Consider the following 25,666-nt stretch of genomic DNA (forward strand, 5'->3'; position numbering starts at 1 on the left):
AGCGGCGTTGTCAGTGGTGGCGGCTACGTTCGAGGTGTTGGAAGCGCCGTTTCCCGACAGGAGTGGACGATGACCGAGAGCAGTGCTCAGCCCGCACTCAGGGTGGTGCTGACAGACGTGAACGAGCGGGTGGTGGAGGCGTGGCGGGCCGCGTTCGCGGACACCCCCGGTATCGAGATCCGCCGGGGCTCGATCCTCGACGAGGACGTCGATGCCTGGGTCACTCCGACGAACTCCAAGGGCCGGATGGACGGCGGGGTCGACGCCGTCATCAAGCGGCACCTCGGATCCGGCATCCAGCTACGTGTGCAGCGGGCGATCCGCGATCGGTTCGCCGGAGCCCTCCCCGTGGGCAGCGCGGTCTGCGTCCCGTCGGGGGCGACCGTCCCCCGGTACCTGATATCGACGCCGACCATGGTGCAGTCCTCGCAGAACGTGAGCGCCACACTGAACGTGGCGCTGGCATGCGCCGCCGCGTTCCAGGCCGTACACCGGCAGAACCGGCAGGCACCGGGCAGCATCCGCTCCGTGGCCCTGGTCGGGATGGGTGCACAGACCGGACGGGTGCCGGCCAGGGTGTGCGCCAACCTCATGTGGACCGGCTACACGCTCTTCCACGACCACTGGTTCGAGGATGACGACGAGCTGCGCGCCACGATCATCACGCAGCTCCACGGCATCGAGAACGCCCCCGTCGAGGAGCGGGTACGCATCGTGCCGCCGAAGGCCGTTGCGCCCGTTCCTGCCGACCACGTCCATCCCCCGACCACGACGAGCGAAAGCCCCTCCCCCGTGACTGACGCGATCAACGGCGGGGCGCCGACCCAGCCCGATGCGAACGACCCCCTGGCTCTCACCGAGCTCTTCAACGGCGGCGGTGAGCCCTGGCTTCCGCTGCTGAAGCCCGTCATCGAGGCGCTGCCGGATGCCGCCCGGTTCATCGGGAAGGGCCGCAGCCCTGAGGTCGTCCCGGTCCGTGAGCTGACCTTCCAAGCGCTCAAGCCCCACCCGCCGCACAAGTGGAAGGTCGTCGCCTTCGGCCAGAATCCCTACCCGCGGCCGGAGAGCGCGACCGGCATAGCCATGTTCGACAACACCTTCAACGACTGGAAGGACAGCCAGTTCGGCAGGGTCGTCAGCATCCGCTGCATCATCAAGGCGGCGGCGATGTGGAAGTACGGCATCGCCAAGAAGACGCCCATCGCCGACGTTCGCGCGCTGTTGAAGGAGCGGGACACGGTCCAGCCGCCCGAGTGGTTCCAGGCGATGCTCACGCAGGGCGTGCTGTTGCTGAACGCCTCGCTCACCGCGAGCGGCGACGGAGCGATGGGTGCCGACCAGCACACGGCGTTCTGGCGCCCCGTCGCCGAACGGATCGTCGAGGAGATCCTCAAGGCCAAGCAGGACGCCGACGAGGAGGACCGCGGGGTCGTGTTCGCCTGGTGGGGAGCGCACGCCCGCAACCTGAAAAGGGTCGTCCTGCGGCTCCAGAAGAAGTACCCGGACGTCGAGGTCCGGCACATCGACCACGCGAACCCGGCGGCGCAGGGCGACATCTTCTGCGAGGGCGACCACTTCGCCATGGTGAACGAAGCTCTCGCGTCGCTGGGTTCCGAGGGGATCGACTGGCTGCCGAGCAGGGGGTGGGACCAGGGGGCCGTCGGTGCGGGAGGTTCGGATGTCTCGGCGCGCATGGGCGCCTTCATCGAGTCGACGATGAACCTGCACCAGCTGTACCTGGAACGGCTCACCAGCGTCAAGGACGAGGGCCTGGTCCTCCCCGCGATCACCGGCGTGTTCGACACCCCGCTGATGGACTTCCAGGACGCCGTCGCACCGGTCACCGAGACGCTGTCCGGGCTCACCGGACACATCGAGCGGTCACGCGATTTCGGCAAGCGGCGGGCGGACGAAATGTCCGGCAGCCTGTCCGCCGACGCGATCGCCGCGCTCTATCTCTACACCTGCGAGTCCGCCTTCTACCGCGAGATCAACGCCGTCCTCCGCTCCCCGGACCGCACCAGGGTCACGCCCTATCTGCCGTACCTGCGGCTGCTGTTCTCGGCGGTCGCAGGGCTGCCCACCCACACGCAGCCGCTGTGGCGCGGTGTGTCGCTGGACCTGCGGGCGCAGTACCCGGTGGGTCGGACGGTTACCTGGTGGGGCGTCTCCTCGTGCACCTCCGAGCTGAGCGTGGCCCGCTCCTTCCTCGGCAGCCGCGGCAAGCGGACCCTCTTCGAGGTGACGCCCGCCCAGGCGGTCGGGATCAGGAGCTTCTCCGCCTTCACCGGGGAGGAGGAGTACATTCTCACGCCGGGCACACAGCTCAAGGTGACGGACGTGAAGAGCGAGCGCGGCGGGCTGTGCACGGTCAGGCTGACCGAAGTCGACGCCGCTCCCGTGGTGTCCTGACCCGTCCGTGAACATGGATCTGCTCGTGATCTACACGACCCGGCTGGAGGCGTGCCGTGACTTCTACGCCGGACTCCGTCTCGACCTCGTGCCGGCGCGCGGCGCAGGTGGGCCGGCGTCCGGTCGGCGCACTCTGACCGACCCGGACGGCCGTACCGTCGTACTGACCGTCATGGGGCGGGGCAGGGTGGGTTGAAGTCGATCGCCGTGAAGTGCTGTGCCCATTGGGCTCTGGTGATCCGGGGGTACGCGCTGTCGCAGATGCGGGCGGTGACCCTGTCCAGGGCGGTGTCCCACAGCCGGATCGTGAAGTCGTTGCCGCCGGTGGCCAGGGTGTTGCCGTCCGGGCTGAATGCCACGGCCGGGACGGGGTTCGAGTGGCCGGTGAGGACGGTGGGGGTGGTCGCGCCGTTCAGGTCCCAGAGCAGGGCCTTGCTGTCCGCGGCGCCGGCTGCTAGTCGGCGGCCGTCCGCGGAGAAGGTCAGCGTGTAGAGCCAGGAGGCGGGCGCCGGTAGCCGGGTCGTCTTCGCCGGGCGGCCGGTGTCGTTGACGTCGATCAGCCAGACCGTTTTGTCCGTTCGGTGGAAGGCGGCCATCCGCCGGTTGTCGGGGCTGAACACGCCGGCGGTCAGAGGGTCGGAGCGGAACGGGGACGGCAGTTCGCGGGGGTTGCGCGGATCGCTGATGTCCCAGAACCGCAGCGAACCCGACTCGCCGGTGCTCGTCACCAGTGTGCGGCCGTCCGGCCGGAACGAGGCCATCGTGACGTTCGGTCCGTCCTCGGCGATCCGGCTCAGTGGCCGGGGATTGCCGGGGTCGGTCAGGTCCCACAGTCCGGCGGTACCCAGTGCCCAGACGGCCAACAGGTGCCCGCCCGGGCCGAATGCGGCACCGGCGACCTCGCCGGAGCCGGGGGTGAGGACCGACGTCGGCCGCGGTCTGCGTGGATCGGTCACGTCCCAGACGCGGACGGTGGCGTCCTCGCCGGCGGTGACGAGGGTGCGCCCGTCCGGGCTGAACGCCACGGACCGGACGAACCTGGTGTGCCCGCGCAGGACCGACAGCGGCCACAGGGCCCGGCCGCCGGTGACCTGCCACAGCCGTGCGGTGCCGTCCCAGCTGGCGCTGGCAAGCAGGTGCCCGCCGGGGCCGAACGCCAGGGAGGTGACCACGTCGTCGTGGGTCGCGAGTGACAGGTCCCGCAGGTCCAGGAGCCGGTCGGAGTTGGCGAGCACGCGGCCGTCCGGGCTGAACGCGGCCTGGTAGAACCCGCCCTGAATCGTGCTGGTCCGCTTCGGGTTCGCCGGGGCGGCGACATCCCAGAACTGGGTGGACCCTCCTACCGACACGAGCGTACCGCCGTCCGGGCTGAACGCCACCGACCAGACGATCGCGGGATGGACGGGCAGGACGGCCGGTGGCCGGGTGCGCGGGCTGCTGCCGATGTCCCAGATACGAGCGGTGCGGTCCCAGCTGCCGGTCGCCACGGTCCGGCCGTCAGGGCTGAAGGCGGCCGAGGTCACCGTGTCGGTGTGTCCGCGCAGGACGTCGAGGAGGAGCGGATGCTCGGGATCGGTGACGTCCCACAGTCTGGTGGTGGTGTCGCCGGTGGTCGCGGCAGTGCGCCCGTCCGGGCTGAACGTCACCGAGGTGACCGTGCCGGTGTGGCCCGGCAAGGTGGCCAGGAGCCGCGGGTGGCGGGGGTCGTTCGCGTTCCACAGCCGCGCCGCGCCGTCGGTGTGGCCGGTGGCGATGACGCCGCCGGGCCCGTACGCCACCCACGACGGCGCGGACCGCTGATCCGGCAGCGTGCTCAGCTCGGCGGGCGCACGCCGGTTCGCCACGTCCCACAGCCGCACCGAGCGCTCGCTCGCCGTGGCCAGGACACGGCCGCCCTCACCGAACGCCACCGACATCAGCCGCTCCGGCTGGTTCACGACGGCCAGCTGTACGGGGTGGTGGGCGTCCCCGATGTCCCACAGCCGGACGGTGCGGTCCCAGCTCGCGGTGGCCAGGACCGTGCTCTTCGGGGCGAAGGAGATCGAGACCACGTCGGAGGTGTGGCCGGTGAGGCCGCTCGTGTACGGCGTCGCGTACGCGCTCATGAGCTGGTCGCGGACGTCGCCGGTGGCTGCCAGCCGGTACGCGGCCAGGTTCAGCTGCGCGGCGAGCGAGGGGTTGTGATGCCGCACCGCGGCCGCGTCCGCGGCGGCCTTCCGAGCGATGGCCACGTTGCGCTGCCGGAGGGCCGAGTCCCGTGAGTCGACGGCCAGTCCGCCCGCGGTCGCCGCGATGACCACCAGCACGGTGAGCAGTGTGACCAGCTGCCGCAGGCGGACGGTCCGTCGCCTGACCGCCGCCGTCTCGTCGGCCTGCGCCTCCCGGCTCGCGTCGAGGAAGCGCCGCTCCCTGGAGGTCAGCCGGCTGCCGTCCGCGGCGGCCAGGTCCAGCGCCGCGGCCAGGCGGGCACCCCGGTACAAGGCGTGCGGATCGCGGTCCTGCACCTCCCAGGCGGCGGTCGCGTCGGTGAGCTGTCGGTGCATGTGCAGCCGGTCCCGGTCCTCGGTCAGCCAGGCGCGCAGCCTCGGCCAGCACCGGATGATCGCCTCGTGGGTGATCTCGACGCACCCTTCGTCCAGCGTCACCAGCCGTTGCCGGGCAAGGGATTCGAGCACGTAGGCGGTGTCCGGGTTCGGGTCCAGCTCGTCCCTGGTGATGCGGCGCCTGGTGTCCTCGGTGCCGTCGCCCAGCGCGGTCAGCCGGAGGAACAGCGATCCGGCGAGGTCCTGCTGCACCGCTGACAACGCCCGGTAGGCGGCCTCGGCGGTGTGCGCGAGCGCGTGCTGGATGCCGCCGGCCGCCAGATATCCGTCCAGGGTCAGGCGGCTGCCGCTGCGCCGGCGCCAGGTCTCGACCATCGCGTGCGAGACCAGGGGCAACGCACCCGGCTGACCGGTCGCGTCCGCGACCACGGCCGCCAGCAGCGGGCCGGTCACCGTGCAGTCGGCGAGCACGGCCGGCCGGGTGATGGCCTCGCGCAGCTCCTGGCTGCTCATCGGACCGACCGCGATCTGCGCGTCGCGCATCGCCTCGACCAGCCGGGGATCCTGGACGCAGTGGCCGTAGAAATCGGCGCGCACGCCGAGTACCACCCGGGTCCGGCTGGTCGGCGCCGTGGTGGCCGCGATCAACAGGGCGATGAACGCTTCTCGTTCGTCCCGGTCCCCGCAGAGGGTGAAAACCTCCTCGAACTGGTCGACCACGATCAGCGTGTCGATGTCCGGCGTACGGTCGATCACGGCCTGCCGGATCCGCAGGTGCAGCGCCGCCGGATCGGCCTGCAGCTCGGTCACCAGCGCTCCGGGGGCCTCCCCCGTCACCGCGGCCAGGTGGATCGCGCACTCCTCCACGGGATGGGGGCCCGGGGTGAACAGCATCACCGGCCACCCCGATGCCCGCACCCGGGCCACGAGCCCCGCCCGCAGCAGCGAGGACTTCCCCGATCCGGACGGCCCGAAGACCGTCAGGAAGCGGTGGTCACGCACCTTCGCGAGCACCTCGGCGGTCAGCCGCTCACGCCCGAAGAAGCGGTCGGCGTCTTCCGGCTGGAACGCCGACAGCCCCGCATACGGCGCGCTCTGCCCGCCGGCTTCCCCGGGCTCTTCACCGTGTGCGCTCGCGGCGATCTCGGCGGCGGCCGCATGCCATCGGGCTTCCCATGCGCGGCGGTCGCCCTGACAGGCCTCAACATACGCGAGCGTGACGGCGAGACTCGGAAACGCGTGCCCGCCGGCGGCGTCCGACAGTGTGGTTGACGAATAGTGCGCCTTCTTGGCCAGTGCCCGATAGGGCGGCCGTCCCGCGGCCTCGCGCAGCTTCCGAAGGTCGGCCGCGAATCGTGTCAGCGGACCGGTGTCCGGGTCGAGCGGGCGTTCGGGGCGTGGCATGGCCTTCCTTCCTGCGGGTTTCCGCAGCCGTGATGGGTGGTGTTTGTCCAGCTTTTGATGTCCGGAATCCACGTTCCGGCGCCGGACATCAACCGGCGGCTAGACAAGGGCCAGCGCAACCGCGCAACGGCGACACGAAGGAGAAATCATGAGGTCTGTGCGACGACTGATGCTGCTGGCGGCGGTCACCGGGCTGGTGGCCGGCGGTACCTTGACGGGCACGCCCGCGTTCGCCGCGGCACCGCTGCTCAAGTCCAACCTGAACGGCAGGTGTGCCGACATCTTCATGTGGCATCAGGACAACGGCGCCACCACCGTGACGTGGGACTGCACCGGTGACACCAACCAGCAGTGGTACTGGGACGGTGAGCAGATCCGCTCCAGCATGAACGGGAAGTGCCTGGAGATCTACGGTCCCCATCTGGGCGACCAGGGCTCGGTGGCCACGTGGGACTGCAACGGCGGTCGCCACCAGAAGTGGTTCCGCAACGGCAGCGAGATCCGTAACCGGGTGAACGGCAAGTGCCTGGACATCCTGGGCGGCCGGCCGGAGAACGGCCAGCTCCTGGTGAGCTGGAGCTGCAACGGCGCTCGGAGCCAGAGCTGGGACTTCTGAACGCCCGCCCGGCCCGGCACCTCGCGTGCCGGGCCGGGCCGCGCGACACGCCCGGCGCGGGGGACTCCCGTGTGCGCTGACCGGCCCCGGCCGCGCGCGCCGCGCGCCCGTGACTGCCACCCTGCTGCTAGGCAGACGGTACCGGCCGACCCACACCGGCCGCCCCGCCGTACACCGGGAGACACCGTGCCCACCCGTACCTCCGTGCACCAATTCCGCGCCGGACTGTCCGCCGCGGCCCTCACGGCCGCCGCGCTCGGCGCGCTCCTCCCGCCCGCGCAGGCGGCCGGGGCAGACCCCGGCCCCGGCGGCGGACGCCCGTACCATGACGAGCGCCTCCAGCGGCAGCTCGAACGGCTCGTCGCCCAGGAGGACGGTCCGCCCGGGGTGATCGCCGTGCTCACCAGGGACGACCGGACGCAGGTGTACACCGCCGGCGTCGGGGACATCGCCACCGGCCGCCGCCCGGACCTCGACGACCACATGCGCATCGCCAGCATCGCCAAGGCGTTCAGCGGTGCCGTCGCGCTCCGGCTCGTCGACCAGGGGCTCCTCTCCCTCGACGACACCATCGGCGACCGACTTCCCGCCCAGCCCGCGACCTGGCACGCGGTGACCTTGCGTCAGCTCCTGCAGCACACCAGCGGCCTGCCCGACTTCTCGGCCGATCCCGAGTTCGTGCGCATCCTCCAGGCCGACCCCCGCCACCTCTTCGACTCGCGCGCGCTCCTCGGCTTCGTAGCGGACGAGCCGCTGCTCTTCCGCCCGGGCGCCCTGTACGAGTACTCCAACTCCGACAACATCGCCGTCGCCCTCATGGCCGAAGCCGCCACCGGCCGCCGTTACGAAGACCTCCTCGAGGACCTCGTGTACCGGCCCCTAGGGCTGCGCCGGACCAGCCTGCCGCCGGGCTACCGGCTCCCGAAGCCGTTCCTGCACGGCTACGACGTCACCCCGCCCGCCGAGCCCGAGGACATCAGTGAGGCCATCGGCACCTCGGGGGTCTGGGCCTCCGGCGGCATCGTCTCCACCCCCAGGGAACTGGGCGCGTTCATCCGCGCGTACGGCGGCCCCGCCCTGCTGTCGGAGAAGACCCGCACCAAGCAGCTCGCCTTCCGGCCCGGCGACTCCTCCGAACCGGAGGGCCCCGGCACCAACGCCGCCGGGCTCGCGATCTTCCAGTACACCACCCGCTGCGGCGTACTCCACGGCCACACCGGCAACTTCCCCGGCTACACCCAGCTCGCCGCCACCACCCCCGACGGCACCCGCTCCCTCACGTTCTCCATCAACACCCAGACCAGCAAGGGCAACAAACCCGCCCTGCTGGCCCGGCTGCGTACGGTCCAGGAGGACTTCGCCTGCGCACTCCTCGACGACGACCACTGAGCCCGTCCGCGCTGGTCACAGGCGTCAGGTGGTGTCCCAGCCGCTTGGTCTTTGCGTTGGCCTCGCACCCACCCCGTGGCGCCCACCGGGAACCCTTTTGATCGTCTTTGGCGTCTCGGTGGGTGTATGTGATCGCCGAGGCGAGGAGAGGCAGACGTGAAGACACGGCGTGCAGTACTGACTCTGGGGGCGGGGGCGGCGATGGCCGCCACCCTGCCGGCCGGTGGCGCCCATGCCGCGGAGCGCGGTGTCGTACGGCAGTTACGGGAGCTGGAGCGGGAGCACTCCGCGCGTCTGGGGGTGTACGCGCGGGACATGGCCGACGGCAGGACGGTGGTGTACCGGGCCGACGAGCTGTTCCCCATGTGTTCGCTGTTCAAGACGGTGGCCGCGGCGGCCGTGATGCGGGAGTTCGACCGGGACGGCGAGTACCTCGCGAAGCGCGTGTTCTACACGCGGGAGGACGTCAGGAGGGCGGGCGGGGGTGAGATCACGCAGCGGGACGAGAACATCGCGCGGGGCCTGACGGTGGCGGAGCTGTGTTCCGCGGCGATCGCCCAGAGCGACAACACGGCCGGGAACCTGCTGCTCCGCGAACTGGGCGGGCCCACGGCGATCACCCGGATCTGCCGTTCCCTGGGCGACTCCACGACGCGGTTGGACCGGTGGGAGCCGGAGCTGAACTCGGCCGAGCCGGCGCGGGCCACGGACACCACGAGCCCGCGCGCCATCGGGCGGACGTACGCGCGGCTCGTACTCGGCGACTCGCTCGCCCCTCGGCACCGAGAGCTGCTGACTGGATGGATGCTGGCCAACACGACGAGTGGGGAGCGGTTCCGGAAGGGCCTTCCCAGGGATTGGGCCATCGCGGACAAGACCGGCGCAGGCTCGTACGGGACCAACAACAACGCGGGGATCGCCTGGCCGCCGGGTCGGCCGCCGATCGTGCTGTCGGTGCTCACTACCAGGGCGGAGGCGGCCGCGCCGCGTGACAACGAGCTGGTGGCCAAGGCCGCGGGGCTGTTGGCGGACGCGTTGGGCTGACGGGGCGGCACCCCCGGCCCGGTAGCAGTCCGAAGGTTGCGCGTGCGGGGGCGGCAGAGCCCATTCGGGGGAAGAGGCACCCCGGCCCGACCGTGCTCCAGTTACTCCGCCGCTGTCGATGGTGTTACGGGGTCATGACCAACCACACCGCTGCCCGCATCATCGCGGGGGCTGCCCTCACCGTCCTCATCGGAGTCGTCTCCGTGCCCGCCGCCCAGGCCGCCGAGCGCCCGGGCGGCGGTATCGGCGGAGCCTTGGCCGGTCCGCTCAGCCTGGACAACCTCTTGTCGCTCCGATTCCTCACTCCGACGGTCCGAGACGCCAAGCGCCAGGTCACCGGCCTCGCATCCGGGCTGTCGCCGGCTCCGGCCCATGCCGTGGGCCTCGGTCGGCTGCTCAAGTAGACGACGGAACCGTCCCGACACGGCCACGGACGTTGTGCCGCCCGCAGGGACTGCGGTCAGCGCCATGCCGGCCGGCGGAGTACGCACGCAGACCGCTTCGTACTTCCTGATCCGGCCCTGCGGCCCAACAGCCCGATTCACGCCTGACAGGCGGCCGAGACCGTCGACATCCAGACGAGGGCGGCCTCCCGCTGTTCCGGAGTCAGCCCCGCTTCGAGTTCGGCTTCTCGCCGCCGGACGGCGGGAAGGGCCTCCTCGTAGCGCGCGTTGCCCAGGGACAGCTCCCCGGACGCCGGCCCCGGCGGGGCCGCAGCAGCAAGGAAGCACCGAGTAGCGCGGGCGTGGCCGACGCTGTATAGACTTCCGCCGTGAACGACACCGCACATGGCCTACGGATCAGACCGGGCAACCTGGCCGACGCACCGGCCGTGCTCGACATGCTCGACTCCGCCGTGGTCTGGATGAACGGCCGCGGCAATACCGAGCAGTGGGGCACGACACCGTATTCGCAGAAGCCGGGCGGGGTAGTGCGGGTCGAGCGGTACATGACCGAGAACGCCCCGCACATCGCGGAGTTGGACGGAACACCTGTCGGAGTCCTGGTGTTGGACTCCGGGCCCAGCCCCCAGATGCCGATCGCGTCGGCCGGAGAACCCGAGCGGTACGTCCGGCTGCTGGTCTCCGACCGGCGGCACGCCGGTCTGGGTATCGGAACGGCCCTGCTGGCCCATGCGGCGGAAGAGACCCGGCGGGCCGGGGTGGAGCTGCTGCGGGTGGACTGCTGGGCGGGCGGCGGGGGCGAACTGGTCGCGTTCTACGAGCGCAGCGGTTTCACTCCCACCGATCGTTTCCTCTCCGACGCGTGGCCGGGACAGGTGCTGGCCATGCGGGTCGGCTGACGACACGGACGGTGCGGGCGAGGCCGCTCGGGCGGTGGTGCGTAGGGAAGGTCGTCGCCACCGTCCTCTCGGGCGTCTGGTTCCTGATACCGCTCCTGTCCGACCCGCCGAAGAAGCCCGCGGCCGACGCCAACCCCCGAGCAGTCGCCGGCCAGACCGCCACGGCGTCTCCCACGCCTTCCACGAGCCCGAGTCCGAGCCCGAGCGGGCCGCCCAGCTTCGTCGGACAGAACCTCGAAGCCGCGAGCGCGGCGGCACTCAAGGCCGGGTACGACTCGATCTCGCACGACGCCTCCGACGGGGACGCCGGCCAGTGGTCCGACAAGAACTGGAAAGTCTGCTTCCAGGCGCCTGCGGCGAAGCAGGTCGGCAAACTGCCCACCCTGGACTTCGGCGTGGTGCGCGGTGAAGCCCCCTGCCCGGCCAAGGACGGCGATCCGATCCCGTGGCCGAAGATGCCGAGCGTCACCGGCATGACCTTCGCCAAGGCGTCCGAGACCCTCAAGCCGATCGGCTTCAAGACGATCGAGCCGCAGAGCGCGTACACGGACGTCACCCTGCCCGGCGCCGTGGACGACTGGAGGGTGTGCTTCCAGGAGCCCGAAGCGAACAAGGAGGTCCAGAGCCCGCAGTACGCGACGGCGTACCTCAAGCTCGCTTCTCCGGGTACCGCGTGCCCCGCGGCCCCGCACACCGAGCTCCGCCCCAAGCCCACGCCTCCGAGTACGGGAGGCGGTGACGACTCCGGCAGTTCGTCCTCCGGCGGCCCCTCTTCGAGTGGCGGCTCCTCCAGCACCTCCGGCGGAGGCGGCAGCCCCTACTACAAGAACTGCGCGGCCGCACGGGCAGCCGGCGCCGCCCCGTCCACCGCGGGGAGCCCGGCTACGGCCCCCACCTCGACCGCGACGGCGACGGCGTCGGTTGCGAATAGCACTGAACGAACCCCAGCGGCGGCATCCCCCAGGAGACTCCCGCGCCCACTCCGCCGTCACGCGAACCGACCCTCTACCCGACGGCCTCACTCACCTGCGAGGGCGCCGGGTTAGCGGCCGGTGTCGGGATCTCGCTCGGGGTCGCCGCCTCGGCGGCGGTGTACGAGGCGGCGAAGGTGAACGCTCGGGGGGACGGGCCGTGCGAGCGCAGGTCCGCCAGCCGTTCCAGGGCCTCGGCGATGGTCGGGACGTGACCGGCGGGGACCCACCAGAGCACCAGGTGGGCCTCGACGTGCCGTTCGAACCATTCGCGGCGCCGGCGCATCGCCTCCAGGTGCCCGCTGCGGTAGGCGAAGTCCCATAGCGCGTCTTGGGATTCCCACACCGACATGTTGACGATGACCGCCTCACCCAACGGGCGCAGGGCGGTGGCGTCACCCTCCCCCTCCCCCACGAGTCGCCACACGAAGCCGGGCGCGCCGTCGGCGGCGGCGTTGACCGGATCGAGCAGCTCGACGAACGGAGCGATGCGCGGGTCGTCGAGGGGGTGGCGGAGTGTGGAGACGTTGAGTTGGGCAAGGTGGGCGGCGCGCGTGGATGCGGTCATGGCCTCATCCCAGCACGGCCGCGCTTTCTATGTCAATCACCGTCGTTTTTAGAAGTCTGGACCACCACGCAGCACTCCCCCGGTCGGGCGTCCATGCGGGCGCGGAGGGCACCGTTCGTACCGAGCAGACCTTCCAGTAGCGCGAGATTCATGCCGCAGACCAGTGGCGGGAAGCGTTCGGCGACGGCATGGAAGGGGCAGTTGCGCATACGGATGAGGGGTGCGGCTCCCCCGGTCGCCCCGTCCGCGGCTTCCAGGTGCGGTTCGTAGCCGCGGGCTGCCAGCATCTCCATCGCCCCTTCGAGGTCGCCGCAGGGCTCCGCCGAGCCGCGCAGGGCCTCACCCCGGCGGCGCGCGGCCGCGCAGAGGCCGGCGTCCAGCCCGGCCTCCTCGGCGGCCTCGGCGAGCAGTTCGGCGGCGGTGCGGTAGTCGCGGGCGGGCAGTGACACCGACCGCTCGACCTCGGCCCGCGTGTACACCTTGGCGGGACGGCCCGCCCCCGGCCCCGAGCGGCCCGTCAGGCGGCGGCTGCCGCTCTCCAGCAGTCCGGCCTCGGTCAGCTTGTCGAGATGGTGTGCCGCGAGCGTGCGCGCCACCCCGGCCGCCTCGGCGGCCTCGTTGCGGCCGACCTCACGGCCCTGAGCCGCCACGTACTCGTACAGGCGGCGGCGCACCGGATCCTGCAACACCGCGATCGCATCGATATCCTTCACATCGCCATTCTAGGAACAACGCAGGTTGGAGATAGAAGGGCTCTGCTTGACCGCGTCCTCTTCGGCCGTGAGAGGGGGGCCGGTGAGGGGTGGGAGGAGGGGACCGCGGATCGCCCCGAGGAGGACGCGGGGGTGCGCGAGTACCCCCGCTCCGGCCTGCAGGCTCATGACCCGGGTCAGGGCCTCGGCGACCGTGAAGTTCGAGGCGGCCGTCCGGATGAGCCGATGGGTGTACGCACGGCTCACGCGGTCCGCGAGGGTGGGCCTCCGGCCGCGCGTACCGGTGAAGAACGTGTCCTGCCCCGCGGCCAGGCGCCAGGCGGCGGCCGCCGGCCGGCCCATCTCGCGCTGAGCTCGGCGGGTGAAACGGGGGCCGGTGATTCCGCCCATGGCGGACGCGACGTCGCGCAGGCCCCGGGCGCCGAGGGCAGCGACCGACATGCCGTGCCCGTACAAGGGGTTGAGGGCGGTCGCGGCGTCTCCGATGGCGAGGAAGCCCGCGGGCATGCGGATCTTCCCGTAGTGCCTGTGGCGGCTGGCGGTGTCGCGGGTGAGGCTGACCGGGGAGTCCGGCTCGGCGGCGGCCAGGAAGTCAGCGACGAGGCTGTGGCGCATGTGGCGCGCGTACTCTTCGAACCGCTCGGGATCACCCGTGGGTTCGCCGCCGCGGGTGCCGCAGAGGGCGACCTGCCAGGTTCCGCCTTCGATGGGGATGATCGAACCGGCGGTGCCAGGGACCGGGATCCTGGCGTCGGGTTGGATGGTGACGGCCGGCCAGTCGCCGGACGCACCCGCCGGGGCCTTGTAGCGGCGGCTGGCGTAGGTGACGCCGGCGTCGAGGGTGGTTTCGGGGATCGCGGGCACGCCGATGTCCCCCAGCCAGCCGGTGGCGCGCGAGGATCGGCCCATGGCGTCGATGACGAGGTCGGCGTGGAGGCGCTCTTGCCGCCCCGGCCCGTGCTGGACGACGGCGCCCGTGATCCGGGTGCGGTCGCCGAGCAGGCGCAGGGGCTCGGCGGTGAGGATCCGGATGCGGGGGTCGGCCTGGAGCCGGGTGCGTACGCCCCAGTCGATCAGGTCGCGGCTCGCGCCGATCAGGTAGAGGTCGTCGACGGCGTACCGGGGCTCGTGCCACCGGCGGTACCAGCCGCAGGGCGAGTACGACAGCATGCCGCTCGGGAGCGGGATCCTGTGGGCGCCCGCGTCCAGCCAGAGTCCGAGCGTGCCGGGCAGAAGGTCCTCGATCGCGTCGGCTCCGCCGGACCACAGCATGTGCGCGTGGCGGGCCTGGGGCAGGCCCCGCCGGGGCACCGGGGTGTCGGGGAGCGTGTGCCGTTCGACGATGACGACCTCGTCGCAGTGGGAGGCGACGGCCGCGGCCGCGAGTGTGCCGGCGAGACCGCCGCCCATGACGAGCACTCGGCTGCGGCTGTCGGAGTGGGAGGTCATGGGCCCTTCTCTCTGGTGGCCGGGCGGGTCAGCCCTGAGGCCGCCTCCGAACGACGAACGGTCAAGGTGGCCGGTCGCCGACTTCGGGAGCGGGCGCAAGGCGTCGGCCGAAGTCGCCGGCTGGGACGTGGGATCGGGAAGCGAGGTGACCCCAATGCGGGGTTGACCGTACCTAGCCGAGGGGATGTGCGGCGAGCCAGGTCTTGTAGCGGCGGATCTGGGCGCGTTGACGGACCATGTCGGCGCCGAAGACCAGCCGCGGAGAACCGCCGGAGCGCGGCCCCTTGCCGTCGGCCAGCCGCTTCAGCTGCGCACGAGTGAACGCCAGCGCCCCGGCCGCGGCGAGGTCCTGGTCCTTCCAGGCCAGTCGGGGGGCCGTGACGCGAAGGTCTTCCCCCTCCTTCCAGCGGGCGGGCAGCTCCGGCCGGAAGGCCAGTGCCCGCGCCAGGCCTGCTACGGCGAATCCGCGGTCCAGTACCTTCTCCGCCGTACCGATACGGCCGATTCCGCCGGTGAGCATGAGCGGGACCGGCGAGTGCTCGGCGAGCTTGCCCGCCAGTGTCAGGAAGTAGGCCTCCCGGTCGAGCTTGCGCCGATCGGCGGTCCGTCCCATGGTGGCCGCGCTCTCCACGGTGCCCCCCGAGAGTTCGACGAGGTCCACTCCCAGCCCGTCGAACAGGTCGAGCACCTCGGCGGCTTCCTCGACGTCGAAGCCGCCCCGCTGGAAGTCGGCCGCGTTCAGCTTGACCGCGACCGCGAAGCCGGGTGCCACCGCCTTCCTGACCGCGCGGACGGTCTCGGTCAGGATCCGCGCGCGGTTGACCAGGCTGCCGCCCCAGCGGTCGGAGCGCCGGTTGACGAGCGGGGAGAGGAACGTGGAGAAGAGGTAGCCATGGGCGGCGTGGATCTGCACGCCGTCGAAGCCGGCTTCCTCGGCCCTGGCCGCGGTGACGGCGAACCGGCCGATGGTCGCGGCGATGTCGTCCTCGGTCATCGCGGTCGGGCGGGCGAACAGCTTGCTGTGCCTGCCGAGGCTGATGCCGATGTCGGAGGGTGCCCAGGCGATTCCGGGCATGGCGCTGGAGACCTGTCTGCCCGGATGGTTGATCTGCATCCAGATCGCGGCGCCCGCGGAGTTCGCGGCCGCCGCCCATCGCCGGAACGGCTCAAGGGGGGTACTTCCGTCCAGGACCACGGTGCCCGCGGACGTCAGCGCTCTTCGGTCCACCATGACGTTGCCCGTGATCAGCAGCCCGCTTCCGCCCATCGCCCATCGCCGGTACAGGTCGAAGATCTCGCGCCCGGGCAGCTGCCCGGGCTGCACGGCGAGGCTCTCCTCCATGGCCGCCTTGGCCACGCGGTTGGGCAGGATCGCCCCGCAGGGCAGTTCAAGTGGCGTGAACAGGTTCATGGGTGGGTCTCCCCGGAGGTGATCGTGCGGGCGTGGTCTCGGTACCTGGAGCCGGTGCGGGCCGGGTCGCGGATGTGCGACAGCGGGCCCCTTCAGGTGGCGGAGCGTGGTGAGCGGAGCCGCGGCGGGCAGATCAGGGTGTGTCTGCCCGCGGGAGGCTCCGGCGGTGCGGATTGCACGCTCGAGCCGGTTTCCATGGTGCCTGCTCGGGGACTGGTCTCCGGCGTGGGGGTGGCCCCACGTCCCAAAAGGGATTCCGCGGCGCCCTGTTGGGCGCGTGGATCGTCCTTCTGCGTCATTCGGCGGCGGGCGGACACGCATGCCGCGCGGCCCGGACCAATGCGGAGGAGGCCAGAGCGCTCGATACGCAAAGGAGGTCGTCGGTGCGGTCGGTGGAGCTGACCGTCCACCTGCGCGCGACCGGGAGCGGCACCGGTGCGGATCTCTTCGTCCTGACGGCGTGCGCGATGACGGCCGCGTCGGCCTGGCTCGCCGCGTGGCGCTCCTCGGCGTTCTGCGCGACGGCTTGCCGGTACACCGCGCGGCCGGTGGCCGCGTCGAAGTAGGGGCTCAGCCGCAGGACGGCGTCGTGGATGTCCCGCTCGCGCTGCATGAGGCGCAGGCCCATCGGATTCCACCAGTGCAGGGCCGGCCTGCTCGTGGCCGGGATCTCGGGCTGGATCTCTTCCCAGAGGGGCCTCAGCAGCTGGAACCGCTGGAAGTTCTTCCACCGGCACGTCGCCTCCTGGCCGACCGAGGGCAGCAGGAATCCGACGGCTATGAAGAGGGCGCTGAAGCCGGCGAGGGTGAAGGCGAGTTGGGTGGAGAGCCAGTCCCAGTCGTGGCCGGCCCAGCGTGCGGCGATCGCCGTGTACTTCAGGAGGTCGTAGGCGACGGCGATGGCGTCGCCGGTCGCGATGATGAGCAGGCTCACGCGGTGGATGCCCGGAACCTGACGTGACCATCGCCAGCACAGCACCATCATGGTGACGGCGGCGAAGGAGTGCGCGGCCAGGTAGAGGATGATCATCTCGCGGATCCACGGGGTGGTCACGTAGTAGGTGTCCAGGTCCCGGAGCCGCTCCACCGGTGCGTCACCCATGGCGAACAGGGCCACGATGGCGACCATCACCGCACCGTACGCGAGGACACACCACCGGGTCGCACGGCGGATCCGGGTCGGGTCCTCCCCACCACGCCAGTGGATCAGCAGCACGATGATGGCGCAGTCACAGGCCGTGAGGATGCAGTAGGTCAGCGGCGCGGCGAAGTTCGGGATGCCTGTCACGTCGTTGACCAGGCCGAGCGTCGGGGGCGCGGACGTTGCGAACAGCAGTCCCGCGATGCCCAGCAGGGCGCACACGGCTCGGAGCAGGTTGTCCTTGGGATTCTTCCGCAGCGCCCGGAGCTTGAGGAACATCGCGATGAACAGCGCCGTGGACGAGCAGAGGTACCCCACCCCTGCGCTCATCGGATTCCCCGCAGGCTCTCCGAAGCGGCGGTCGACGGCCGGGTCTTGCACAGGGCCGAGAAGGCCTGGCTGAGCTCGGCGAGCCGGTTGGCGCCGGCCAGGGCCACGGCGCCCGACGGCTGGGGCGTAGCGGTGTCCTGGAGGCTCTGGACACTCCAGCCGGTGGTGACCGGAGCCTTGGCCAGGGCGGAGTGGATCTCCGCGGCCTCCGCCTCGATCAGGGCGGTCTCCCGTGCCGGACCTTCCGCTGCCACCAGCCGCTGGGCTGCCTTCAGCTGGGCGGTGTTCAGGTGGGGGGACAGGCGCAGGAGACGGTCCCTGATGTCGGTGGCGCGCTGCATCTCCAGCACCTCGATCCCCGTGAACCAGGGCATCCGCATCGGTGCGCCCGTACTTCCCCAGGGCTCGAGGGCGCGCCACAACGGCTCCATGCGCCGGTACGAGCGCCAGGCCCTCCACCGGGCACCGATCGGTGGACCGTATTCCGAGAGCAGGCAGGCCACCGTGGTGATGAGGGCGCCGAGGCCGGTGAAGGGCGGTGCCGCGTCCGTGCTCAGCCAGTCCCAGCGGTCCGTGCCCGCCCAGCGGGCGCTCACGGCGATGCCTTTGAGGATGGAGAAGGTCAGGCTCATGGCGTATCCGGCCATGAGGGCCAGCAGGACGTATCGGGTCCAGCCGGCCGCGAGTTCCCGAAGCCAGCCCCGGCACATCGTGATCACGGTCAGGGTCGTGGCCGTGTGCGCCGAGAGGTAGAGGACGATCATTTCCCGGATGTACGGGGTGTTCGCGTAGTAGGTGTCGAGGTCGCGGGCCCGTTCGACCGGTGTGTCGCTGAAGGCGAAGAGGACGCAGAAGACCACCATGGTGCCGGCAGTGGCCGCCATCCACATGCGGGTGTGCCGCCGGACCACCCCCGGGGGCCCGCCCCTCCAGTGCATCAGCAGCACCAGCGAGGCGCACGAGAAGATCGACAGGATGCAGTAGACGATGAGCGCGGAGATGTTGGGCACGCCCGTGGCCCGATTGACGGCTTGTACGGTGGGGGGTGCCGCGAGGGCGAATCCGGCCGCGGACGTGGCGAGGATGACGAGGAACGCCGGGGTCGTCGGCGAGCCGCGGTCGCGCCAGAGGCCCGGGAGCTTCACCAGCATCGCCATGGTCATGAGCGCCGCGGGTATGTAGTAGTCCATCCCGGTCATGACGAGCGGATCCCCAGACTCGCCTGGATCCGGCCGGCGATGCTGCCCTGCGGTGCGAGGCCGTCACCCGGCTCGAGGTAGCCGCGGAAGGCATTGCCCATCACCAGGCCGAACGACTCGGCCTCCTCCTCCTTCTGATCGTTGAAGTGGGCGCGGGCAGCCAGGGCCTGGACCTCCGCGTCGCCGAGCGAGCCGCCCAGCGAGCGGGCCGCGACGCTGACGTGGACGGGGTGGGAGCCGTGCTCCGTACAGTGCCCGTTGAGGACGTGCCAGAACTCGTGGGCCAGGATCACCAGCTGGTGGATGGGGCTCGTGTTGCTCTCCACGACGATCACCCATTTGTCCTCCAGGTCGAGGGACAGGCCGCTGGCCGTACCCTCGGGGAACTCCCGGAACAGCAGGTGGAGCGGACGCGGGGGCATGCCGTCCGCGGCGTCCTTCTCCGCGAGCCGCCGCTCGACGTAGACCCGCAGGGCCTCGAAGAGGCTGTCGGGATCGGAGGGGACGGGGCGTTCGAGCCCCGCGAGGATCTCGTCACACAGTTGGGACATGGGGCGCTTCCCGCCCCCGAACAGCCCGCGCAGCCTGGCCATTTTGATCATGTAAACCCCCACAGGAAAGCTCGGACGGCAGCGGAGCCGCCACAGCCCCGGCACGGACCGGGTGGTCGACTACGAAAGGCTGGCCTTGATGCTGTCGATGAAGACGTTCAGGGCGTCTTCCTGATCGCGGGCCAGCCGGGTGTCTCCGAGCCGGACCGCGAGCTTCATCGCCTGTGAAGGAACGTCCGCGTGGTTGGGCCGGCAGCGGCGGGTCTCGAGGTCCACGAGCACCTGTTCCCTCAACACGCGTGCCAGCGTCTCCTCGGGCCACTCCATCAACAGGCTCGACGGCACGTTGAAGAACCTGCACAGCATGCTCGCGGTCTCCAGGCCGGGCGTGCTCTTGGTCTTCAGCAGTTTGCTGAGCCAGGCGGACGTCCTCCCGACGCCCTTGGCGATCTCCGCGGCGGTGTAGGGCTGCTCGCGCTCTGCTCCGCTCGCGTCCGTGGTCGTCTTCCGCCGCGTGTCCATCAGGAACACGATCTTCCCGAACACCACTTCGCGGAAATCGACCTCCGGGAGCCGCTTCCCGGCGAGCAGGTCCTTCACCGTCGCTTCGGACAGGCAGGCTTCGTAGGAGAGCTTCCTCAGGTCGAGAACCGCACTGCGCTCCATGCCCATGTCGGACAGCAGCAAGTCGAGGGCTTCCAGGGTTCTTGCGAGCTGGTCGTCACCATCGCTCATCAACACTCCAGGCAAGCTAAGGGGCGGGTGCAGGTGTCGGTGCGTCGCCCGCGACCTGCGGGGATACTAGATCACGGCAACTACGGTTAACGCAATGACCAAACAGTTGACGAGCCTGCTCCGGGTCAGTCTTCCAGTCGGAGTCCGAGCCAGGCGGCGAAACCGGCCGCACCGGCGTCGGTGAGGTGGACGACGCGCGGGCTCACGCCGTAGCGCAGCCACTCGAGTTGGAACAGTCTCGCGGTGATGGCCGCCCCCACACCCCCGGCCAGGTGGTGCTGCTGTTCGCTCCAGTCCACGCAGTAGCGGACGAGCGGCCGGCGTCCCGGCAGGCCGGCCACATCGATGCCGAAACGGCTCAAGGCGTCCCGGCCGGCCGCGGTGAGCCGGTAGTCGCGGTCGTGTCCGTAACCGGACGGCCGCGTCGGCGTGGCCTCGGCCGTCTTCAACGTGGCGCGCCAGGCGGGCCATGCGTTCGGCGTGGCGCTGTTCGGTGCGCTCATCGGCGCCGCGGGCCGGCTCCCGGGTCTGCACGTGTCGGCGCTGATCGCGGCGGGGGCCTTCCTGCTGGGGTCCCTCCTCGCGGGTGCGGTGGTGCGGCGGGTGGGCACCGGCGGTGGGCGCTGATCACGGCAGTGGTGCTATTCGCCGTCCAGTGCCGCCACCAGCTGGGGGAGGTTGCCGCCGGCCACGATGAGGGCGAGGTGGTCGTGGTAGTCCCGGCTGCTGACGATGAGGCCGTCGCGGACCCGCAGCACCTGGATGTTGGCGGCCTCGAAGGTCCGCCCGGTCGCCCGGTGGTGCACCATGTAGTCGAACTCGGCGACGACCACCTCCGCGTCGTCGGTTTCCCGGACGACCACGTTCGCCGGAGTCAGTTCCACGGGCGAACTTGCGGCGACCTGTGCGAACCGCTCCTTGAGTGCGGCCCGCCCTTCGAGCCGGCGCGGGCCGACCGGTTCGAAGACGGTCTCGACCACGGCGTCCTCGGCGTAGAGCTCGGCCAGCTCCGTGAACCGTCCCGCGCCGATGCCCTCGATCAGCTTCTGGAAGACCTCGCGCGGTGACAGCGTTTCAGGCATGACGAACCTCCGGTGGGATCCCTGTATAGAATCGGACTAGCGACTCCGTTTCTACGATACGGACTGGCAACTCCGGTTGTCCAGGGTGGTGTGCCGTCGACGGCGAAAGGTGGGAGACGGATGGGTGGCGCTCAGGAGCGCCCGCTGCGGGCGGACGCGGCCCGCAACCGGGCCAGGCTGCTGGATGTCGCCACGGAGGTGTTCACCACCCGCGGCGTCAACGTGCCGACCGAGGAGATCGCCCGGATCGCCGGGGTCGGAGTCGGCACGCTCTTCCGGCACTTCCCGACCAAGGAGGCGCTGCTGGAGGCGGTGATGGTGCGCAGACTGGAGGCCATGGCGGCCCAGACCGCGCAGTTGGCCGCCGAGGCCGGGCCCGCCGAGGCCTTCTTCGCCTGCTTCCGCCTGGTGGTGGAACAGTCCGCGGGCAAGAGCGAGTTCGCGCAGGCTCTCGCCGCGGCCGGGGTGGACGTGCACGCGTCCCTGCAGGGGCCGACCACGGAGATCCAGGCCCGGCTGGCCGACCTGCTGACCGGGGCACAGCAGGCCGGGGCGGTCCGCCCGGAACTGGGCCTGCCGGAGTTCATCGCCCTCTTGGCCGGCACCGGCAGGGCGATGGAACAGCTCGGCTCGGATCCGGCACCGCGGGAGCGGGTCTTCGCGGTCGTCTTCGACGGGCTGCGGCCACGCTGAACCCCCCTGGAATCAGCTCGTGGTGGGGGTGTAGCGCACCGCTACGGTCTGGGCCATCGCCCGGAGTTTGGCGAAGTAGGAGGCGCAGTACTCCTCGTTGATCAGGGGCACGATCTTGTCGAGGTCGGCGATGCACGCCCGGAGGATGGCTACGCCGCTGTCGTCGAGTCCACGCCTCAGCTCGCTCTGCACGAGGCCCGCGACGCCGGCGTCCAGGAGGACCAGGTCGACGCCGTCGAAGCCCACGCCGCGCCAGCCGTCGGGGAACAAGGCGCGCAGGTGGTCCCCCCACAGCCGGGCGAGTCCGTCTTCCGGCTCTGCCGCGGACGGTGGGCGAAGGAGCAGGGAAACGGCGTCGAAGACGGCGCGCACCATGACGACGGCCCGGATCGGACGGAGGGCGGCACTTGACGCGACGCCCTGTGTGAGCTGGTCGCGCAGCAGTCGGCTGCGGTCGAGTTCGGCGGCGAGTTCGGCCGTGATGAGCCCTGCGTCGGCGGCCCGCTCGATCAGGTCGTGGAGCGGTTCGTTCGCGGCCAGACGCTGGGCGAGGACGTGTTCCAGGGCGAACAGGGAATGCGTGACGGCGACGGTGGCGAACTCGTACCGGTAGTAGGAGTGCCGGATGAGCTCGCGGGAGGTTTCCATCGCGCTCATGACGTACATCGATGCGTTGCCGGGCAGGACCAGCTCGGCGACCAGGGCGTGCATGTCCGCAGGGTCGAGACCGAGGTCGCGTGCCCGTGGGTCCCGTACCGGCAGGAGGAGCGGGTCGGGCGGCGGTGGCAGGGTGTTCACCGGAGCAGTGTTGTCGCTGGGAGGCTGTCCGTGCCAATGGAAATCGCGCGGGCGACCCTTGAGGACGTGCTTGGGCTCCGTGGGACGGGAGAGGGGAGGCGGCGATGGCCGAGCGCGTTGTCGAGGTGGAGGGCATCGAGCTGTGCACCGAGTCCTTCGGGGAGCCGTCGGATCCGCCCGTGCTGCTCATCATGGGCACCGGGGCTTCGATGCTCTGGTGGGAGGAGGGCTTTTGCCGGATGCTCGCCGAGGGTGGGCGCTTCGTGATCCGTTACGACCACCGCGACACCGGGCGATCGGTCACCTACGAGCCGGGCCGTCCGGGATACACCGGCGCGGACTTGGTCGGTGACGCCGCCCGTGTGCTCGACGCCTACGGGATCCCGGCCGCGCACGTCGTGGGCGTCTCGGCCGGAGGGGCACTCGCGCAGCTGCTCGCGCTCGATCACGCCGATCGCGTCCTGTCACTCGTCCTGATCAGCACGTCCTCCGCCGTGCCCGGTGGTCGGGCGCTTCCGCCGCCGACCGAGGAGTTCACGCGGTTCGTCTCGGCCGCGCAGGTAGATTGGTCGGATGCCGACTCGGTGATCGGGTACCAGGTCGCCTACGCGCGTGTGCTGGCCGGGGGCCGGCGCCCGTTCGACGAGGCCGCCGCCCGCGGCCTCGTCCGTCGTGACGTCGAGCGCGCGCACGATTTCGCCGCTGCCCGCAACCACGACTCGCTTGCGGAGGGCGAGCTCCCACCAGCGCCCTTGTCGTCGATCGCCGTGCCCACGCTGGTGATCCACGGGGCCGCCGATCCGTTGTTCCCGCTCCAGTACGGTGAGGCGCTCGCGGAGCAGATCCCCGAGGGGAGGCTCCTGGTTCTGGAGGACGCGGGTCACGGCGTCGAGCGAGTCGACTGGGCGACCGTCGTCCCCGCGATCCTCGGACACACCGGCGCGGATCGTGCCGACTGATCAGTCGTGCCGGGCGAGTTTGACCGCGGAGACGAGAAGGATCACCGCGAGCGCGGGGATGAGCACCAGGTCCGAGAACACACCGAGGAGCAGCCCGCCGAGCACGGCGCCGGCGATCGAGCCCGCGGCCATGATCATGGCGAAGCGGAGGTTGGCGCCGAGCACCGCGAAGCTGCCGTCGCGGCTGTAGCGGGCGAAGGCCACCAGCATGGTCGGCAGCGACACCAGCAGGGAGAGGCTCCCCGCGGTCTTGATGTCCACCGCGAACAGCAGCGCGATCGTCGGGATCAGCAGCTCGCCCCCGGCCACGCCCATGATCGCCGCGACCACCCCGATGCCGAAGCCGGCCACGACGCCGCAGGGCACCTGGGCCCACAGCGGCAGGGCGAGTGTTCCCAGGGTGGTGGTGTGCGTGACCAGCAGGGCCGCGGCCATGAGCACCATCAGCGCCGCCAGCACCTTGTAGAGCGTGGAGCTGCGCATGCGCACCGCCCAGGTCGCTCCGGCCCAGGCGCCGAGCAGGCTCCCGGCCAGCAGGTTGATCGCGACCGGCCAGTGTGCGGCCACCTCGGCGGCCGGGACCGCCGCCAGACGGGCGGGTAGCGCGACCAGTACGACGACCAGGCTCATCGCCTTGTTCAGGATGGCCGCGGAGAGCGCGGCGAACCCGAACAGGCTGATCAACAGCGGCAGGCGGAACTCCGCACCGCCCAATCCGATCATCCCGCCCAGAACGCCGATGACCGCTCCCGCGGCGAACACCACGGGCGTCGCATGCGCCGAACGTACGGGAGTGAGGTCGCTGTCGGTGGCCATGGCAGGCATCCTTGCTGGTCACAGTGGCTGCCCGCTACAGCGCTCCCCCACCTTCGGGGAAAGGCACCGGGAGCCCGCTCCCGATTCATCCGGTCCGCCGAACCGGACGGCACGCGGGACGCGGGCCCCGCCCCTGTCGCCCTTGTCGCCACCGCGGCCCCGTCCGGGCCGCCTTGGATGTTGGCCGGTGACCACTTGGCGGCAGCCCCTCGTCCGCCCCGCCCCAGGCGCTCGGCCGGGGACGGGGGCGAGGCACCGGGTGTCTAGGGTGGGGGCATGGATCTCCAGCAAGAGCTCATGGACCACCCGTACGACGTCTACCGGCGGCTGCGCGAGAGCGCGCCCGTGCATCGGATCGCGGGGACGGACGGCAATCCGGCCTGGCTCGTCACACGCTACGACGACGTACGCGCGGCCCTGGCCGATCCACGGCTCTCCCTGGACAAGAGGCATGCGAAGGAGGGGAGTTACCGGGGGCTGTCGCTTCCGCCGGCTCTCGACGCCAACCTGCTCAACATGGACCCTCCCGACCACACCCGCATTCGCGGTTTCGTGGCCCGTGCCTTCACCTCGCGCCGCATCGAGCAGCTCCGTACGCCGATGCGCGAGACTGCCGACCGGCTCCTCGACGCCCTGGGCCCGGACGGGACCGCCGACCTCATCGGCTCCTACGCCGCGCCTCTGCCGATCATCGTGATCTGTGACCTCCTCGGCGTCCCGGAGGAGCACCGCCGGGACTTCCGTACCTGGACCGACGCGCTCATCGCCCCCGATCCGACCCGCCCGCAGGCCGCGAAGGAAGCCGTGGCGGCCATGCTCGGCTTCTTTCTCGAACTGGTCGCGCACAAGCGCCGACACCCCGGCGCCGACCTCCTCTCCGACCTGATCGCGGTCCGCGACGCCGACGGCGACCGCCTCACCGAGGACGAGCTCCTCTCCCTCGCCTTCCTCATCCTCTTCGCCGGCTACGAGAACACGGTGCAGCTCATCGGCAACGCGGTGCTGGCCCTCCTGCAGAACCCGTACCAGCTCGCCGTGCTGCGCAAGGACCCGTCCCGACTCCGGGCCGCCGTCGAGGAAGCCGCCCGGTACGAAGGTCCCGCCCTGCTCGCCATCCGGCGCTTCCCCACCGAGGACGTGACCGTCGGGGGCGTCACCATCCCCGCCGGCGAGACGGTCCTGCTGTCCCTGTCCGCGGCCAACCGGGACCCGGACCGCTTCTCCCACCCGGACCTCTTCGACGTCTACCGCGACACGGCCGGCCACCTGGCGCTCGGCCACGGCATCCACTACTGCCTCGGCGCGCCGTTGGCCAGGGCGGAGACCGAGATCGCCCTGGCCGCACTCCTCGACCGCTTCGACACGCTCGCCCTGGCGGACGGCGACGTACGTTGGCGTCCGTCCCTGCGCGCCCGCGGCCTGGTCGAACTGCAGGTGCGGTACGGGAGGGCGGACGCGGCCCGCTGAGCTCGGCCCGGAAATACGTGGCAGGTCGGGAGGGGGCGGGCTACGCTCCCTCCCGATGACCACTCATTCTGC

General features: G+C 71.0%; 25 protein-coding genes and 1 pseudogene. 13 read left to right on the forward strand and 13 right to left on the reverse strand.

The features are described 5' to 3' along the window. Nucleotides 1–69 precede the first annotated feature (69 nt). Entirely contained in the window at nucleotides 70–2,412 is a 2,343-nt protein-coding gene (locus ACGFYU_RS06190) for an ADP-ribosyltransferase domain-containing protein (RefSeq protein ID WP_393826074.1), read from the forward strand. 25 nt (nucleotides 2,413–2,437) lie between these two features. Further along, nucleotides 2,438–2,608, forward strand: coding sequence for a hypothetical protein (locus ACGFYU_RS06195; RefSeq protein ID WP_393826075.1), 171 nt, complete (start codon nucleotides 2,438–2,440; stop codon nucleotides 2,606–2,608). On the opposite strand, the gene ACGFYU_RS06200 is transcribed toward ACGFYU_RS06195, so the two are convergent. Continuing rightward, nucleotides 2,583–6,359: a hypothetical protein gene (locus tag ACGFYU_RS06200; RefSeq protein ID WP_393826076.1), complete on the reverse strand. Its 3,777-nt coding sequence runs from the start codon at nucleotides 6,357–6,359 to the stop codon at nucleotides 2,583–2,585. The two genes, ACGFYU_RS06195 and ACGFYU_RS06200, sit on opposite strands and share 26 nt — an antisense overlap. 148 nt (nucleotides 6,360–6,507) lie before the next feature. Here ACGFYU_RS06200 and ACGFYU_RS06205 point away from each other — a divergent pair, with 148 nt between their 5' ends. The 7 genes and pseudogenes from ACGFYU_RS06205 (at nucleotide 6,508) to ACGFYU_RS06235 (ending at nucleotide 11,642) form a co-directional block, all read left to right on the forward strand. Then, nucleotides 6,508–6,975: an RICIN domain-containing protein gene (locus ACGFYU_RS06205; protein WP_393826077.1), complete on the forward strand. Its 468-nt coding sequence runs from the start codon at nucleotides 6,508–6,510 to the stop codon at nucleotides 6,973–6,975. Nucleotides 6,976–7,161: 186 nt separating this feature from the next. Beyond that, a complete protein-coding gene (locus ACGFYU_RS06210; RefSeq protein WP_393826078.1) occupies nucleotides 7,162–8,364 on the forward strand; it encodes a serine hydrolase domain-containing protein in 1,203 nt (400 codons plus the stop codon). Between the two features lie 201 nt (nucleotides 8,365–8,565). Beyond that, a complete protein-coding gene (gene bla, locus ACGFYU_RS06215; RefSeq protein ID WP_393826405.1) occupies nucleotides 8,566–9,408 on the forward strand; it encodes a class A beta-lactamase in 843 nt (280 codons plus the stop codon). A 134-nt stretch (nucleotides 9,409–9,542) separates the two neighbouring features. Next, nucleotides 9,543–9,812, forward strand: coding sequence for a hypothetical protein (locus tag ACGFYU_RS06220; protein WP_393826079.1), 270 nt, complete (start codon nucleotides 9,543–9,545; stop codon nucleotides 9,810–9,812). Nucleotides 9,813–10,180: 368 nt separating this feature from the next. Next, complete coding sequence (locus ACGFYU_RS06225) at nucleotides 10,181–10,711, forward strand: GNAT family N-acetyltransferase (protein WP_393826080.1); 531 nt, start codon at nucleotides 10,181–10,183, stop codon at nucleotides 10,709–10,711. 473 nt (nucleotides 10,712–11,184) lie between these two features. Beyond that, nucleotides 11,185–11,274, forward strand: a pseudogene (locus tag ACGFYU_RS06230) (hypothetical protein); the annotation flags it as partial. A 266-nt stretch (nucleotides 11,275–11,540) separates the two neighbouring features. Then, a complete protein-coding gene (locus tag ACGFYU_RS06235) occupies nucleotides 11,541–11,642 on the forward strand; it encodes an excalibur calcium-binding domain-containing protein (protein WP_393826406.1) in 102 nt (33 codons plus the stop codon). 74 nt (nucleotides 11,643–11,716) lie between these two features. Here ACGFYU_RS06235 and ACGFYU_RS06240 read toward each other — a convergent pair whose 3' ends face one another. The 9 genes from ACGFYU_RS06240 to ACGFYU_RS06280 form a co-directional block, all read right to left on the reverse strand. Further along, nucleotides 11,717–12,250 carry a DUF3291 domain-containing protein gene (locus ACGFYU_RS06240; protein ID WP_393826081.1) on the reverse strand — a complete coding sequence of 178 codons (534 nt, stop codon included), beginning with the start codon at nucleotides 12,248–12,250 and terminating at the stop codon, nucleotides 11,717–11,719. Between the two features lie 32 nt (nucleotides 12,251–12,282). After that, nucleotides 12,283–12,963, reverse strand: a complete 681-nt coding sequence (locus ACGFYU_RS06245; RefSeq protein WP_393826082.1) for a helix-turn-helix transcriptional regulator — start codon at nucleotides 12,961–12,963, stop codon at nucleotides 12,283–12,285. A 9-nt stretch (nucleotides 12,964–12,972) separates the two neighbouring features. Then, nucleotides 12,973–14,412 (reverse strand): NAD(P)/FAD-dependent oxidoreductase, encoded by a 1,440-nt coding sequence (locus tag ACGFYU_RS06250; protein ID WP_393826083.1) that lies wholly within the window; start codon nucleotides 14,410–14,412, stop codon nucleotides 12,973–12,975. A 172-nt stretch (nucleotides 14,413–14,584) separates the two neighbouring features. Beyond that, nucleotides 14,585–15,823 carry a 2,4-dienoyl-CoA reductase gene (locus ACGFYU_RS06255; protein WP_393826084.1) on the reverse strand — a complete coding sequence of 413 codons (1,239 nt, stop codon included), beginning with the start codon at nucleotides 15,821–15,823 and terminating at the stop codon, nucleotides 14,585–14,587. 295 nt (nucleotides 15,824–16,118) lie between these two features. Then, nucleotides 16,119–17,294, reverse strand: coding sequence for an MAB_1171c family putative transporter (locus ACGFYU_RS06260; protein ID WP_393826085.1), 1,176 nt, complete (start codon nucleotides 17,292–17,294; stop codon nucleotides 16,119–16,121). After that, complete coding sequence (locus ACGFYU_RS06265; protein ID WP_393826086.1) at nucleotides 17,291–18,493, reverse strand: MAB_1171c family putative transporter; 1,203 nt, start codon at nucleotides 18,491–18,493, stop codon at nucleotides 17,291–17,293. The genes ACGFYU_RS06260 and ACGFYU_RS06265 overlap by 4 nt, the downstream gene beginning before the upstream one ends. Next, nucleotides 18,490–19,044, reverse strand: coding sequence for an ImmA/IrrE family metallo-endopeptidase (locus tag ACGFYU_RS06270; protein ID WP_393826087.1), 555 nt, complete (start codon nucleotides 19,042–19,044; stop codon nucleotides 18,490–18,492). The genes ACGFYU_RS06265 and ACGFYU_RS06270 overlap by 4 nt, the downstream gene beginning before the upstream one ends. Before the next feature lie 120 nt (nucleotides 19,045–19,164). Then, nucleotides 19,165–19,779: a hypothetical protein gene (locus tag ACGFYU_RS06275; RefSeq protein ID WP_393826088.1), complete on the reverse strand. Its 615-nt coding sequence runs from the start codon at nucleotides 19,777–19,779 to the stop codon at nucleotides 19,165–19,167. A gap of 125 nt (nucleotides 19,780–19,904) precedes the next feature. Then, nucleotides 19,905–20,228, reverse strand: coding sequence for a hypothetical protein (locus tag ACGFYU_RS06280; RefSeq protein WP_393826089.1), 324 nt, complete (start codon nucleotides 20,226–20,228; stop codon nucleotides 19,905–19,907). Between the two features lies 1 nt (nucleotide 20,229). Between ACGFYU_RS06280 and ACGFYU_RS06285 the strand changes: the two genes are divergently transcribed. Then, on the forward strand, nucleotides 20,230–20,406 hold the full coding sequence (locus tag ACGFYU_RS06285) for a hypothetical protein (RefSeq protein WP_393826090.1): 177 nt from the start codon (nucleotides 20,230–20,232) through the stop codon (nucleotides 20,404–20,406). A 14-nt stretch (nucleotides 20,407–20,420) separates the two neighbouring features. On the opposite strand, the gene ACGFYU_RS06290 is transcribed toward ACGFYU_RS06285, so the two are convergent. After that, entirely contained in the window at nucleotides 20,421–20,861 is a 441-nt protein-coding gene (locus ACGFYU_RS06290; RefSeq protein ID WP_393826091.1) for a nuclear transport factor 2 family protein, read from the reverse strand. A gap of 120 nt (nucleotides 20,862–20,981) precedes the next feature. Between ACGFYU_RS06290 and ACGFYU_RS06295 the strand changes: the two genes are divergently transcribed. Next, a complete protein-coding gene (locus ACGFYU_RS06295; protein ID WP_393826092.1) occupies nucleotides 20,982–21,554 on the forward strand; it encodes a TetR/AcrR family transcriptional regulator in 573 nt (190 codons plus the stop codon). A 12-nt stretch (nucleotides 21,555–21,566) separates the two neighbouring features. Here the strand turns inward: ACGFYU_RS06295 and ACGFYU_RS06300 are convergent, their stop codons facing one another. After that, nucleotides 21,567–22,352, reverse strand: coding sequence for a hypothetical protein (locus tag ACGFYU_RS06300; protein ID WP_393826093.1), 786 nt, complete (start codon nucleotides 22,350–22,352; stop codon nucleotides 21,567–21,569). A 104-nt stretch (nucleotides 22,353–22,456) separates the two neighbouring features. Between ACGFYU_RS06300 and ACGFYU_RS06305 the strand changes: the two genes are divergently transcribed. After that, on the forward strand, nucleotides 22,457–23,311 hold the full coding sequence (locus ACGFYU_RS06305) for an alpha/beta fold hydrolase (RefSeq protein ID WP_393826094.1): 855 nt from the start codon (nucleotides 22,457–22,459) through the stop codon (nucleotides 23,309–23,311). On the opposite strand, the gene ACGFYU_RS06310 is transcribed toward ACGFYU_RS06305, so the two are convergent. Beyond that, entirely contained in the window at nucleotides 23,312–24,127 is an 816-nt protein-coding gene (locus ACGFYU_RS06310) for a sulfite exporter TauE/SafE family protein (RefSeq protein ID WP_393826095.1), read from the reverse strand. A 276-nt stretch (nucleotides 24,128–24,403) separates the two neighbouring features. Here ACGFYU_RS06310 and ACGFYU_RS06315 point away from each other — a divergent pair, with 276 nt between their 5' ends. Next, a complete protein-coding gene (locus ACGFYU_RS06315) occupies nucleotides 24,404–25,594 on the forward strand; it encodes a cytochrome P450 (RefSeq protein WP_393826096.1) in 1,191 nt (396 codons plus the stop codon). Nucleotides 25,595–25,666: the final 72 nt, after the last annotated feature.

Source organism: Streptomyces sp. NPDC048337 (assembly GCF_043201175.1).
GTDB lineage: Bacteria > Actinomycetota > Actinomycetes > Streptomycetales > Streptomycetaceae > Streptomyces.